Raw genomic sequence first — 14,085 nt, 5'->3', positions numbered from 1 at the left:
CCAATAATTACTATATATTTGCAATATCTTTATTTATAAAGAGATTTGACTATGAAGAACATTAGAAATTTTTGCATCATTGCACATATTGATCACGGAAAAAGTACACTTGCCGATCGATTATTAGATGCTACTGGCTCTGTAACAGCAAGAGAACAACAAGCCCAATTATTAGATAGTATGGATCTAGAACGCGAACGTGGTATTACCATTAAGTCGCACGCTATCCAAATGGACTATGTCTATGAAGGCGAAAAATTTGTTTTAAACTTAATTGACACACCTGGTCACGTAGATTTTTCTTACGAAGTCTCAAGATCTATCGCAGCTTGTGAAGGTGCTTTACTAATTGTAGATGCTGCCCAAAGTATACAAGCGCAAACTATATCTAACCTTTATTTAGCCTTAGAGAATGATTTGGAGATTATTCCTGTTTTAAATAAAGTGGATTTACCAAGTGCTAATCCAGAAGAAGTAACAGATGATATTGTTGACTTATTAGGCTGTAATCCAGAAGATGTTATCCACGCAAGTGGTAAAACAGGTTTTGGAGTAGAAAACATTTTAAAAGCAATTATTGAGCGTATTCCTGCACCAAAAGGGGATCCTGATGCACCTTTACAGGCTTTAATTTTTGACTCGGTTTATAATACTTTTAGAGGTATTGAAACCTACTTTAGAGTGTTTAACGGAGAAATTAAAAAAGGTCAAAAAATTAAATTTGTCGCTACAGATAAAGAGTATAATGCAGACGAGGTTGGTACATTAAAACTAACTCAGGTTGCAAAACAAAGCGTTAAAACAGGAGATGTTGGTTACCTAATTACAGGTATTAAAACTGCTAAAGAAGTAAAAGTAGGAGATACTATTACAGACTTTGCTAATCCAACAACTAATATTGTCGAAGGTTTTGAGGATGTTAAACCAATGGTTTTTGCTGGTATTTATCCAGTAGATACAGAGGATTATGAAGAGCTTAGAAACAGTATGGAAAAACTACAACTTAATGATGCTTCCTTAGTGTTTCAGGCAGAAAGCTCTGCAGCATTAGGATTTGGTTTTCGTTGTGGATTTTTAGGAATGTTACACATGGAAATTATCCAAGAACGTTTAGAGCGTGAGTTTGACATGACTGTAATTACTACTGTACCTAACGTATCGTACCATGCGTATACTAACAAAAATCCAGAAGACGCTTTTATAGTTAATAACCCTTCGGATTTACCAGATCCTTCAACCGTAAATCGAGTTGAAGAACCTTATATTAAAGCAACGATAATTACAAAGTCAGACTTTGTTGGTAACGTTATGAGCTTATGTATAGAAAAACGTGGGATGATTATTAATCAAACCTACTTAACTCCAGAACGTGTTGAGTTAACTTTTGAAATGCCTTTAGCAGAAATTGTATTTGATTTTTATGATAGATTAAAAACAGTATCTAAAGGTTATGCGTCTTTTGACTATCATCCAATAGGGATGAAAGTTTCTAAATTGGTTAGATTAGACGTGTTATTAAACGCTCAGCCTGTAGATGCATTGTCTGCTTTAATACACGCAGATAACGCACATAACATAGGTAAAAAGATGTGTGAAAAGTTAAAAGAATTAATTCCGCGTCAACAATTTGATATTCCTATTCAAGCTGCAATTGGAGCAAAAATTATTGCTAGAGAAACCGTTAAAGCTTTACGTAAGGATGTTACTGCAAAATGTTATGGTGGTGATATTTCGCGTAAGCGTAAACTTTTAGAGAAGCAGAAAAAAGGTAAAAAACGTATGCGTCAAGTAGGTAATGTAGAAATACCTCAGCAAGCATTTATGGCTGTTTTAAAGCTTAACGATTAATTACATTATTAGATATAAAAAAAACCTTCATTTAAATAATGAAGGTTTTTTTTATGCTTTAAAATTATACTGTGTCTACTTTTTCAACATCTAAAGGTTTTCCTAAATAGACCAAATAATAACCATCACTTACGTCTTCAAAATTAGTGTTATAAGATGATATTATATGTAATTCTCCCTCGTCATCTTTTATAAATAAAGGGACAATTTCTTTGTCTTCGTTAGTGGTTTTTATTAAATCCATTAAATGTGCTTTATCAATAATTTCAATTTCTTGAATACTAGGAAACTTTCTAGTCACATCAGTTAAAGTGCTAAAATCGTCTGTATGAGAAAATAAACCTTCCTGAGGATTATTATTTGCATCTAACATTTCTTCGGTAGACACTAATCTAAATGCACCATTTTCTCCAAATTGTTTTGAAAACTTGTTGATTGCGTATTGATTTATATCGCTGTTACCTGTAAGTGCCATTAGATATCCAACATCATTTAACTCGATATTATCGGTTAATGTTTCAGAATATATGTTAGTATTTATAGCTTCAAGACCAAGCTCTTTAGCTTTATTAATGTTATTTTGGTTACTATCAATTAAAACGACATGTCTACCATGAGCCTCTAAGTAATGTCCAATTAGTCTAGATACTTTAGATGCACCAACAATTAATATTCCGTTAGATTGTGTTAAAAACACACCTACTAGCTTAGCAAAAAGTCTAGCTGTTGTCGCATTTAAAAGGACTGTCCCTAAAACTATTACAAATACTAAAGGTGTAATATACTCGGCTCCTTCAATACCTTTACTTGCTAATTTTAAACCAAAAAGCGAAGCGATACCAGCAGCAACAATACCACGTGGTCCAACCCAACTAATAAATAATTTTTCGTTTAATTTAAGTTTAGAGCCATAGGTACTTAAAAACACACCAATAGGTCTAATAACTAGTATTATTATAGCAAAAAGCGCTACTGTATTCCAGTTATAAATTAGTAATAGCTCGCTGTAATTAATATTAGCTGCTAGTAAAATAAATAGTATTGAAATTAATAATACACTTAAAGATTCTTTAAAATACAATAAATCTTTTAAGTAAGGTGAGTTTGAATTACCTAACACCATTCCCATGACCACTACTGCAAGTAATCCAGACTCGTGTGCAAATACATCGGACAATACAAAAACACCTAATACAGCAGCTAATGCAAAGACATTTAATAAATAATGAGGTACCCATTTTTTATTAATTATAAAGTTTAAAGCATGTGCAAAAGTAAATCCAAAGGTAGCTCCAAATAACACAATTTTTCCAAACTCAATTAATGCGGTTTTAGTAAACTCTCCTCCTGCATCAACACTAATAAACTCAAAAACCAATACAGCTACTAAAGCACCAATTGGGTCAATTAAAATACCTTCCCATTTTAAAACAGCAGAAATGTCTTTTTTAAGCGGAATGTTTCTTAAAATAGGTGTAATTACTGTTGGACCTGTAACAATAATTAATCCTGAAAATAAATATGAAATCTCCCATGTTAACCCAAAAACGTAATGTGCTGCAATACCAGCACCAAAAAAGGTAACCAAAGACCCAACAGATATTAACTTGGTAATTACAGGTCCAACATTTTTAATTTCGCTCATTTTTAAGGTTAATCCACCTTCAAAAAGAATAATACTAATGGCTAAGGAGACAAAATAAAATAAGCTTTCGCCAGGAAATAAACCTTCGTCGCCATTCCATATTGGTTCTATCCATTTGGTCCCATCTTCACTTAAAAACTCGGCAGCTATTGGACCAACCAACAAGCCAATTAATATTAAAGGTAAAATTGCTGGTATTTTTAATTTCCAAGCAACCCATTGTGCTAGTATTCCTAAAATAATGATTCCTCCTAATTCTATCATTCAATTATCGTTTTGGTAAAAATAGTAATACTAAAATTCTACATCTATAATTTAACCCAAATTTAGATTAAAAAGTTAAATTTTTAATCTTAAACCAAGCTTTAACCTAATTTTTATACTTAAAAAACAGTGACTTATAATTTTTCATCCAAAAATTAATACACTAACTATAAAATTTTAAAGTCTTTGCTTTTGCAGGTTTTAAAGATATTCCTATTAAAAACCATACCGATTTTTCCAACCGCTTTTATTTATTGGGTGAACTTACACAAGTTATACAACAGTTTTTTACAGATAAAATCACACACTTTTTTGAAAGTAACCCATATTATCATATCGAGTCTAATGGTGAAGATTTACTAGTTTTTAGACGAGAGCGATTAGCTAGTATAAAACAAATTAAAGCACTTTACGATTTTGGTAAACGCCTAAAAGCGGTTATTTCTTAATAAAACCTTAATATTTTAAGTGTTTAACACTTATTTAGTAATTTGCAGGTAGTTTTAAAACCTATATTTTATAATGAAATTATACCCAATACAAGCAGGTCATTTTAAACTAGATGGAGGTGCCATGTTTGGTGTTGTCCCAAAATCATTATGGACCAGAACCAATCCAGCAGATGCAAATAATTTAATTGATATTGCTGCACGTTGTTTACTAATTGAAGACGGAAACCGTTTGACATTAATTGACACAGGAATGGGAACCAAACAAAGCGAAAAGTTTTATGGCCATTACAACTTATATGGAGATGATACCATTGAAAAATCTTTAAAAGCAGTAGGCTTCTCTACAGACGATGTTACAGATGTATTTTTAACGCACTTACATTTTGATCATTCTGGAGGTGCTTTTAATTATAATAAAGACCGAACAAAATTAGAATCTGCCTTTAAAAACGCACATTTTTGGAGCAATAAAGACCATTGGAAATGGGCAACAGAACCTAACAGACGTGAAGTTGCTTCGTTTTTAAAAGAAAACATATTACCAATGGAACAAAGTGGACGACTAAAATTTACAGACCTTCCGCAGGATGATATTTTAAAAAATTCAGCTTTAGGTTTCGATATATTTTATGCTAATGGGCATACAGATAAACAAATGATACCTATGATTAATTACAACGGTAAAACCATTTGTTTTATGGCAGACCTATTACCAACTGTAGGGCATTTACCTTTACCCTTTGTAATGGGTTATGATACAAGACCATTGTTGACGTTAGACGAAAAAGAAAAATTCCTGAATCTAGCAGCAGATAACAATTATTACTTATTTTTGGAACACGATGCACACAACGAAATAATTACTGTGCAACACACAGAAAAAGGCGTACGATTAAAAGACACCTTTACTTGTAACGATATTTTTAATTAACAATTCAAAACAATTTATAATGAAGATTACCTATAAACCAATTTTATTTTCGGCTTTTGCTGCGATAGTTTTATCTAGTTGTGGTGGAAGTGCTCCAATATTATCTACACCTATAGAAAATATTGATAACACACCAATGAAAGAGTCTGCCTTAACAGAAGCAGAAGCACACAATTGGGGACACTTAGATTTAGTAAAAGATACTATTCCAGGTATGAGTGTTGATAAGGCTTACGCCGAAATTATTAAAGGTAAAAAAGGACAGCAAATAATTGTTGCTGTTATTGACTCTGGTATAGACATTACACACGAAGATTTAGATGGTGTAATCTGGACTAACCCTAAAGAAATTGCAGGAAACGGAAAAGATGATGATGGTAACGGTTATGTAGACGATATCCATGGTTGGAACTTTTTAGGTGATGGTTATGACGAGCAGTTAGAAATGACACGTATTGTTGCAACTGGAGACACAAGTATCCCAAGATATGCTGAAGCAGCAGAAAAACTAGAAAAAGATTACCAACAAGCCTTAAGTGGTAAGCAACGTTACGACCAAATATATGGTCAAGTAAGCAGCGCAAATAAAGTATTAACAGCACACTTTAAAAAAGAAGATTATACACCTGCAGAAGTTAATGCAATCACTGCAGAAGAAGGATCTGAATTAGCAACAGCAGTAGCTACAGCTAAATTTATGTATGCTAACGGGATGACATCTATTTCTGAAGCTGAAAAGCAAATTAAAGGTGGTGTTGAGTATTTTACAGACCAATTAAATGCTAACTTAAACAAAGACTTTAATGGTCGTAAAACAGGAGATAATCCAAACGATTTTAACGATAAGCCAGGTTACGGAAACGGAAACGTTATGCCAGTAAAAAAATCTGAAAGTCATGGTACACACGTTGCAGGTATTATCGCTGCAGAGCGTAACAATGGTTTAGGAGCAAATGGTGTTGCTAATAACGTAAAAATTATGGCGCTTCGTGCAGTACCAAATGGTGACGAGTACGATAAAGATATTGCAAAAGCGATAAGATATGCTGTAGACAATGGCGCTAAAGTAATTAACGGTAGTTTTGGTAAAAGCTTTTCTATGCACCCAGAATGGGTAAGAGACGCGATTAAATATGCAAGTGATAAAGGTGTAATTTTTGTACATGCTGCTGGTAACGATAGTAAAGATGTAGATGTTGAAGCAAACTTCCCTGATGACAATATTGATTATGTAGAGTTATCAAACACTTACATTCGTGTTGGTGCATTAGCACCAAGTTATGGTACAAAATTGGTTGCTGGTTTTTCTAACTACGGTAAGAAAAACGTAGATGTTTTTGCTCCAGGAGCTCAAGTATATTCTACAACACCAGAAAACGAATATGATACCAAAGGAGGAACAAGTATGGCTGCTCCAGCAGTTGCTGGTGTTGCAGCACTAGTTTGGTCACAATATCCAAAACTAACAGGAGCACAAGTAAAACAAATTATTATGGATTCTGGTTTAGCTGTACCATCAAAAGTAATTGTTGGTGGAGATGCTAAAAACATTCAACCATTTTCTCAGCTAAGTCAATCGGCTAAAATTGTAAATGCATATAACGCTTTAGTTATGGCTTCACAAATTTCTAAATAACAATTAATAATTCAAAAAAGCCTCAACCTATTATGTTGAGGCTTTTTTATTTCAATTTAAAACAATGAAAAAATTATTTCTTTTAATTTCCGCTTTTGGTATTTTATCGTCATGTAATTCTACCAAACAAGTTGCTAGTTCATCTAGTAACGCAACAGATTCCAAATCTACCTACTGGCAACAACATGTAGATTATAAAATGGATATTGATATGGATGTAAACACCTATCAATACAATGGTAAACAAACGTTAGTGTATACTAACAACTCGCCAGATGTTTTAAATCGCGTGTATTACCATTTATATTTTAATGCCTTCCAACCTGGTAGCGAGATGGATGTACGTTCTCGTACTATTGAAGATCCAGATAGACGTGTTGGAGATCGTATTAGTAAATTGGCTCCAAACGAGATTGGTTACATTAAAGTAAAAAGCTTAAAGCAAGATGGTAAAACATTAAGCCATGAAACTGTTGGAACAGTTCTAGAAGTTGACTTAGCAAAACCTATTCAGCCAGGAGAAAGTGTAACTTTTACAATGGACTTTGATGCACAAGTACCACAACAAATTAGACGTTCTGGTCGTGATAATGCAGAAGGTGTTGCTTTATCTATGACGCAATGGTATCCTAAATTAGCAGAATATGATTTTGAAGGATGGCATGCTGACCCATACATTGGACGTGAGTTTCATGGTGTTTGGGGAGATTTTGAAGTAAATTTAACTATTGATAAAAATTACGTTGTTGGTGGTACAGGTTACCAACAAGGCGAAGCTGAAGTAAAAGGAAACAAAAAAACGTTACGTTTTAAAGCACCTAGAGTACATGACTTTACTTGGGCTGCAGATCCTGATTACATTCACGATACTATGCAAGTTCCTAATGGTCCTATGTTGCACTTTTATTACAAAAACGATTTACCTGCGGAAAACTTACAGTTTTGGAAAGATTTACAGCCTAAAACAGTACAATTAATGCAGTATTTTTCTGAAAACGTAGGACAATATCCATACGATCAATACTCTGTTATACAAGGTGGAGATGGCGGAATGGAGTATGCTATGTGTACTTTAATTACAGGAAAACGTAGTTTTGGTAGTTTAGTTGGTGTTACTGCACACGAATTGGCACATACTTGGTTTCAATTTTTATTAGCTTCTAATGAAGCTAAACATGAATGGATGGACGAAGGTTTTACAAGTTATATTAGTGATTATGCAATGGACGCTATTAATAACACTAACCTAAAAAATCCAGCTGCTGGAGCATATAATGGGTATTACTATTTAGTAAAATCAGGTAAAGAAAAACCACAGTCAACTCATGCAGATCGTTATGAAACAAACATGGCTTACGGTATTACTGCTTACAATAAAGGGTCTGTATTTTTATCTCAATTAGGATATATTATTGGAGAGGATAACCTAAAGAAAACGCTTAAAAAATATTTTGATGATTTTTCTTTTAAACACCCCAGACCACTTGATATTATTAGAACTGCTGAAAAGATTTCTGGTCTAGAGCTTGATTGGTACTTAATGGACTGGACACAGACTACAAATACCATTGACTATGCTATTACATCTCTAGAAGAAAACAATAGCATTACAACGGTTAATTTAGAGCGTATTGGGCTAATGCCAATGCCTTTAGACTTAGAAGTAGAATATACAGACGGAACAACAGAACAATATTACATTCCGTTACAAATGATGCGTGGTGAAAAACCAGTAGCAACAACCACTAAAATTATAAACGATTGGGCTTGGGCATATCCAACCTACAGCTTTAGTATTAGTAAGCCAAAAAGCATGATTAAATCTATTACCATAGATCCAAATCAATTAATGGCAGATATAGATAAAACAAATAATATTGTAAAACAGTAAATAGATATAGATTAATCTATTTTATAAAAGCTACAACTTAGGTTGTAGCTTTTTTGGTTTTTAAAACGATATATTTGATAAACTTTGAGCAATACATTATTATGAAAAAAATTATACTGCTTACCCTATGTGTCGTAGTCCTATCTTGTAAAAATAATTCTAACGAAACAATCACACCTAACAGCAACAAGACCACTAACAATAATGAAAAAAACACTAGACCTAATACAACGCTAGCTTTTCTTGTTAATGTAAAAAATTTAGAAAAGGATGTTGCAACTAATCCAATAGAGGCTTTTAAAAAATCTGCAACAACAGAAGCAAAAGAAGTGATATATATAACTAATGACAATCTTAAAACTAGTTTAAACTTAGCTAAAAAACATGACTATGCAGTTATTACTGTAGAAGATCATACTATAATCAAGTTAAATTTACAAGATTGTAAACCTTCTAATGCTTGGGATGCTTGTATGCCAAAAGCAGAAGGTTATATTAAAAAAGGAGACCTAATTTACCAAAACGACTATTCCAATAATATCATTGGATTACCAGATAACCAAGAACGTATATTATACCTGTTTTAAAGTAGTAAAAATGTTTAACTTTTATTAATTTGTATATTAGCCTTTAATTTGATTTTAAATAGGATTACCTCTTGAGTTATGCAGCAGATTGATGAAAAAATCACCACAATAATCAACCATTTTAATCTTAATAATTATGCGTTTTCAAAACGTATAGGTGTCACAGGTACAACTATTGATAGTATTATAAATGGACGTTTACAAAAGGATGGTACACGCAAAAAAACCAAACCTGGTTATGATGTATTAAACGCCATTATTGAAGTTTTTAATATCAATCCTAATTATCTATTTGGAAAAAGTAAAATCATGTTAAATCAAGATTTACCAAATAACCCAACATTTTCTAGTGTACCTCAAGTCATTTCGGTAAATCAGGATAATACCGAAAATATTATTTATGTACCTATAAAAGCACGTGCTGGATATTTAAATGGATATGCAGATGCACAGTATATTCAAACCCTTCCCTCATTTTACATGCCTAATCTTACCAATGGTACGTTTAGATGTTTTGAGGTCCAAGGTCACTCTATGGTTAGTACATTTTTTGATGGAGATTTAGTTTTTGCTAAATATGTAGAACAATTAGTAGATATTAAAAACGATCAAATTTATGTTGTAATTAGCAAAAATGATGGTATTGTATTAAAGCGTGTTATTAACACCACTACAAAGGATAAAAAACTAATTTTAAAAAGTGATAACAAAGACGGAAATTATCCAGATTTTTCAATAAATATTGAAGATATTATGGAAATTTGGCACGTAAAAATGTATGCATCCAAACAAATAGCTCAACCTGTGGATGTGTATGATAGGTTACATGAACTTGAAACTAAATTAGTACAACTTCAAGATTCTGTATTAAAAAAAAGTTTAAAAAATAATTAATAATGCGTCTTACTTATAACAAACACGAAAAACTTAAAAGCCAAAAAGCAATCGAAAAATTGTTTGAACAAGGTAAATCAGTGTCTGCTTATCCATTACGTATGGTATATTTAAAAAATGATACTACTTTAAAAGTTGGTGTATCTGCAAGTAAACGTAATTTTAAAAAAGCTGTAGATAGGATTCGTGTTAAACGCTTACTTAGGGAAGGCTACAGATTAAATAAAAATCTATTAATAGACAATAATAATGACCATTTCACGCTTATGATTTTATATCTTAGTAAAGAAATGCCAGATTTTGAGGTAATTAATCAAAAAATGAAAACGTTATTATCTAAATTTAATGACCAAATTTCTAAACAATAAAGACTTTTATTTTTTAAATTCTTATTGCATTTAGTTCAAAATATACATCATGAAAAACTTATTAAAAAAACGTCTTATAATTCCAATATTAGCACTTACTATTCTGTTTACAGGAACTGCTTTTAAAAGTGATTTTTTTGAAATAGCTAAACAAATAGAAATATTCACAACACTTTTTAAAGAGCTAAATATGAACTATGTTGACGAAACTAATCCTGCAGAATTAATGGATAATGCCATTAAAAATATGCTTAACGACTTGGATCCATATACAAAATTTTATAACGAGCAAGATGTGGAAGCAGAGCGCATACGTCGTACAGGAGATTATACAGGTGTTGGAGCTAGAATTAAGACCTTAAAAGACAAGTTACTAGTTATAGAGCCTTATAAAGACTATCCAGCAGATAAAGCAGGATTAAAAGCAGGAGACGAAATTATAGCTGTAGATGGAACAGTAATTGATGGATTTGAAGGTGATGCTTCAGATTTATTAAAAGGGACACCAAACTCTAAACTAGAAATTACCTATAAACGCCAAGGAAAAACAAATAACACTACTGTAACACGATCTGAGATAGAAATAGATGCTGTACCTCATTTTTCTATGATAGATGCGCAAACAGGCTATATAGTACTTCAAAAATTTAACGAAAAAGCATCTTTACAAACAGGTTATGCATTAAAGGATTTAAAAGCGCAAGGTGCAACACAAATAATTTTAGATCTAAGAGGTAATCCTGGTGGTTTATTAAACGAAGCGGTTAATATTGTTAACTTATTTGTTCCTAAAGGACAATTAGTAGTTACCACAAAATCCAAAGTATCAAAATACAATCAAACTTACTATACTAAAAAAGATCCTATAGATGTTAACATTCCAGTAGTAGTTTTAATTGATGGTCGTAGCGCATCAGCATCAGAGATTGTTTCTGGTACATTACAAGACCTAGATCGTGCTGTAATAGTAGGCTCTAGAAGTTTTGGAAAAGGATTAGTACAACGTCCAAAAAAATTAACCTATGGGACGCAACTTAAAGTAACAATATCAAGATATTATACACCTTCTGGAAGATGTATACAGGCTTTAGATTATTGGAACAGAGATGACAACGGTAACGCTGTTAGAGTTAAACAAGAAAATTATAATGTATTTAAAACTAAAAATGGTCGTAAGGTTTTTGATGGTGGTGGTGTGTTTCCTGACGAAGCTTTAGAAGTAACTAAAAATACAGCAATAACAGATGCTATTTTAAACAGTCAAAGCATTTTTGATTTTGCTACTAAATACTATTACACCAATAAAGTAGAAGATATTTCTAAATTTAAATTAACAGATGCTGACTTTAATAGCTTTAAAAATTACTTAAACACATCAGGTTTTGAGTTTGAAACCGAAACAGAAAAAGCACTTAAAAAAGCATTAGAAGTTTCAAAATCAGAAAATTTAGATGATGATATTAGTAAAGATTACAAAACCTTAATAACTAATTTAGACAATTCTAAAGCTAAAGCAGTTGAGAACAATAAAAAACAATTGATCAACTTATTAACAGACGAAATAGTTAAACGTTACGTCTACAGAGAAGGATTATACGAGTACTACAAAACTCATAACGAAGAGATTAAAACAGCTACAGATATATTATCAAACCCATCTAAATATAATAGATATTTAAACTAATTAAGCCTACACATTTTAACATATTAAATTTTTGGTATATTTAATGCTAGTTTAAAATCATGAAGCATTTATTTTTAATAATACTATTAAGTACAACATTAGGTTTTTCGCAAAGCGAATTAACACATGATGTGTATTTTAATACAGACGAATACGACGTTCCTTTAACTGAAGAAAACCGTATTTTACTATTTATTTCTAACCTAGATACCATAGCAATTCAAAAAATTTCTATCTATGGTTTTACGGATGATAGAGGATCAAATGACTATAATTTAGAGTTATCACAAAACAGAGCAAATACTATCAAAGAGCTATTTGCTGGTTATGGTATTGACGAAAGTTTAATTACCAATGTAAACGGTAAAGGCGAAATATTATTAAAGGTTTTAAACGAAGAAGAAGTCCACCAAATAAGAGGTTTAAACCGTAAGGTAGAAATCATTGTAACACCAAAACTTCCCGAAAAAAAGACCATTACTCAACCTGAAGAAGTCACTGATAATAGAACAGATAACAGTAAAAAAACTACAGATGATATAGCAAAAGGCACTATAAAAAAAGGAGATAAAATAACGCTTGACAAAATTTATTTTAAAACCAGTTATAGTTATGTAACCTCAGAGTCTAAAAAGACTTTAGAGGATTTGGCTAAAATTTTAGTCGCTAAAAAAAACATCTATTTTACAATACAAGGTCATGTATGTTGCACACAAATGAGTCGTGATGCTGTAGATAAAAAGACAAAAAAACGTAATTTATCTGTAGCCAGAGCCAAATATATTTATGACTATTTAGCTAAAAAAGGGGTTGATAAAAAACGAATGAAATACGTTGGTATGCGTCGTAAATTTCCACTTGGTGGAGCTCCAGAACTAGACAGACGTGTAGAGATTTTAGTAACTTATGTAGGTAAAGCAGAGTAATTAACCTTTAATCATCGCTACGTGTGGTATACCATCTTCTAGGTACTCCTCACCTATTTCAAAAAATTCTAAACTGTTATAAAAACGTTTTAAATAACACTGTGCAGATATTTTTATTTTAGTCTCATTATGGTGTGTTTTAATAGCATCAATTGAGGCTTTCATAATATCAAAACCATATTTATGTTGGCGCTCATTATGGGCAACCACTACTCTACCAATACTAGAAAATTCAAAATAATCACCTGGTTTAAAAACACGTGTATAAGCCACAACTTTACCATTTTTAAATCCTATAATATGCAATGCTTTTTGGTCTTTACCATCAATATCCTGATACACACAATCTTGCTCAACCACAAAAACTTCACTTCGTAATTGTAAAATATCGTACAACTCTTGTGTTGTTAATTGGTCAAAAGTTTTAGTTTGTATGTCTAACATAATAGTAAATAATTAAAGTAAAATTATAAATTAGACTACAAGCTTATTAAGCTTGTAGTCTAAAATAGGGTTATTAACAATTAACTGGTATTTTATCTACTCGGTTTTGGTGACGTCCACCTTCAAACTTAGTTTCTAAAAATGTATCTACCATAGCTATTGCCTGCTGTACAGCTGTATAACGTGCAGGAATACAAATTATATTAGCATTATTATGTTGTCTTGTTAACTCTGTAATCTCTTTAGTCCAGCAAATACCAGCTCTAACTTTTTGGTGTTTATTAGCAGTCATAGCCACACCATTTGCGCTACCACAAATTAAAATCCCAAAATCTACAGTATTATTTGCAACATCGTTTGCAACAGGATGTACAAAATCTGGATAATCTACGCTGTCTATTTGGTCTGTACCATAGTTATTAACAGTGTAGCCTTTTGCTTCTAAATGCTTAACGATAGCAAACTTATAGTCTGTGCCTGCATGATCGTTACCAATTGATATTTTCATAGTAGTA

General features: G+C 31.9%; 13 protein-coding genes. 10 read left to right on the top strand and 3 right to left on the bottom strand.

Going from position 1 to position 14,085, the window contains the following annotated elements; genetic code table 11:
* The first annotated feature begins 51 nt into the window (after positions 1-51).
* Positions 52-1,848 carry a translation elongation factor 4 gene (gene lepA, locus M890_RS0105380; RefSeq protein ID WP_028282551.1) on the top strand — a complete coding sequence of 599 codons (1,797 nt, stop codon included), beginning with the start codon at positions 52-54 and terminating at the stop codon, positions 1,846-1,848.
* A gap of 64 nt (positions 1,849-1,912) precedes the next feature.
* On the opposite strand, the gene M890_RS0105375 is transcribed toward lepA, so the two are convergent.
* On the bottom strand, positions 1,913-3,757 hold the full coding sequence (locus M890_RS0105375; RefSeq protein WP_028282550.1) for a cation:proton antiporter: 1,845 nt from the start codon (positions 3,755-3,757) through the stop codon (positions 1,913-1,915).
* A 254-nt stretch (positions 3,758-4,011) separates the two neighbouring features.
* On the opposite strand from M890_RS0105375, the gene M890_RS0105370 reads away from it, so the two are divergent.
* The 9 genes from M890_RS0105370 to M890_RS0105330 all read left to right on the top strand — a co-directional run bounded on the left by M890_RS0105370 (position 4,012) and on the right by M890_RS0105330 (position 13,126).
* Positions 4,012-4,206, top strand: coding sequence for a hypothetical protein (locus tag M890_RS0105370; RefSeq protein WP_028282549.1), 195 nt, complete (start codon positions 4,012-4,014; stop codon positions 4,204-4,206).
* Positions 4,207-4,279: 73 nt separating this feature from the next.
* Positions 4,280-5,140 carry an MBL fold metallo-hydrolase gene (locus M890_RS0105365; protein WP_028282548.1) on the top strand — a complete coding sequence of 287 codons (861 nt, stop codon included), beginning with the start codon at positions 4,280-4,282 and terminating at the stop codon, positions 5,138-5,140.
* 19 nt (positions 5,141-5,159) lie between these two features.
* Positions 5,160-6,776: a S8 family peptidase gene (locus M890_RS0105360; protein WP_028282547.1), complete on the top strand. Its 1,617-nt coding sequence runs from the start codon at positions 5,160-5,162 to the stop codon at positions 6,774-6,776.
* Between the two features lie 64 nt (positions 6,777-6,840).
* On the top strand, positions 6,841-8,667 hold the full coding sequence (locus tag M890_RS0105355) for a M1 family metallopeptidase (protein ID WP_028282546.1): 1,827 nt from the start codon (positions 6,841-6,843) through the stop codon (positions 8,665-8,667).
* 101 nt (positions 8,668-8,768) lie between these two features.
* Complete coding sequence (locus M890_RS0105350) at positions 8,769-9,254, top strand: hypothetical protein (RefSeq protein WP_028282545.1); 486 nt, start codon at positions 8,769-8,771, stop codon at positions 9,252-9,254.
* A 78-nt stretch (positions 9,255-9,332) separates the two neighbouring features.
* Positions 9,333-10,148: a S24 family peptidase gene (locus M890_RS0105345; protein WP_028282544.1), complete on the top strand. Its 816-nt coding sequence runs from the start codon at positions 9,333-9,335 to the stop codon at positions 10,146-10,148.
* Between the two features lie 2 nt (positions 10,149-10,150).
* A complete protein-coding gene (gene rnpA / locus M890_RS0105340) occupies positions 10,151-10,516 on the top strand; it encodes a ribonuclease P protein component (RefSeq protein ID WP_028282543.1) in 366 nt (121 codons plus the stop codon).
* Between the two features lie 49 nt (positions 10,517-10,565).
* Positions 10,566-12,200 (top strand): S41 family peptidase, encoded by a 1,635-nt coding sequence (locus M890_RS0105335; protein WP_028282542.1) that lies wholly within the window; start codon positions 10,566-10,568, stop codon positions 12,198-12,200.
* Between the two features lie 59 nt (positions 12,201-12,259).
* Entirely contained in the window at positions 12,260-13,126 is an 867-nt protein-coding gene (locus tag M890_RS0105330; RefSeq protein WP_028282541.1) for an OmpA family protein, read from the top strand.
* On the opposite strand, the gene M890_RS0105325 is transcribed toward M890_RS0105330, so the two are convergent.
* Both M890_RS0105325 and rpiB read right to left on the bottom strand, forming a co-directional pair.
* Positions 13,127-13,570: a GNAT family N-acetyltransferase gene (locus M890_RS0105325; RefSeq protein ID WP_028282540.1), complete on the bottom strand. Its 444-nt coding sequence runs from the start codon at positions 13,568-13,570 to the stop codon at positions 13,127-13,129.
* 73 nt (positions 13,571-13,643) lie between these two features.
* Positions 13,644-14,078: a ribose 5-phosphate isomerase B gene (gene rpiB, locus M890_RS0105320; protein ID WP_028282539.1), complete on the bottom strand. Its 435-nt coding sequence runs from the start codon at positions 14,076-14,078 to the stop codon at positions 13,644-13,646.
* Positions 14,079-14,085 lie beyond the last annotated feature (7 nt).

Source organism: Olleya marilimosa CAM030, from assembly GCF_000518485.1.
GTDB classification, from domain to species: Bacteria; Bacteroidota; Bacteroidia; order Flavobacteriales; family Flavobacteriaceae; genus Olleya; species Olleya marilimosa.
Note: the sequence above shows the minus strand (reverse complement) of the source record. Positions and strands in the feature narration are given on the sequence as shown.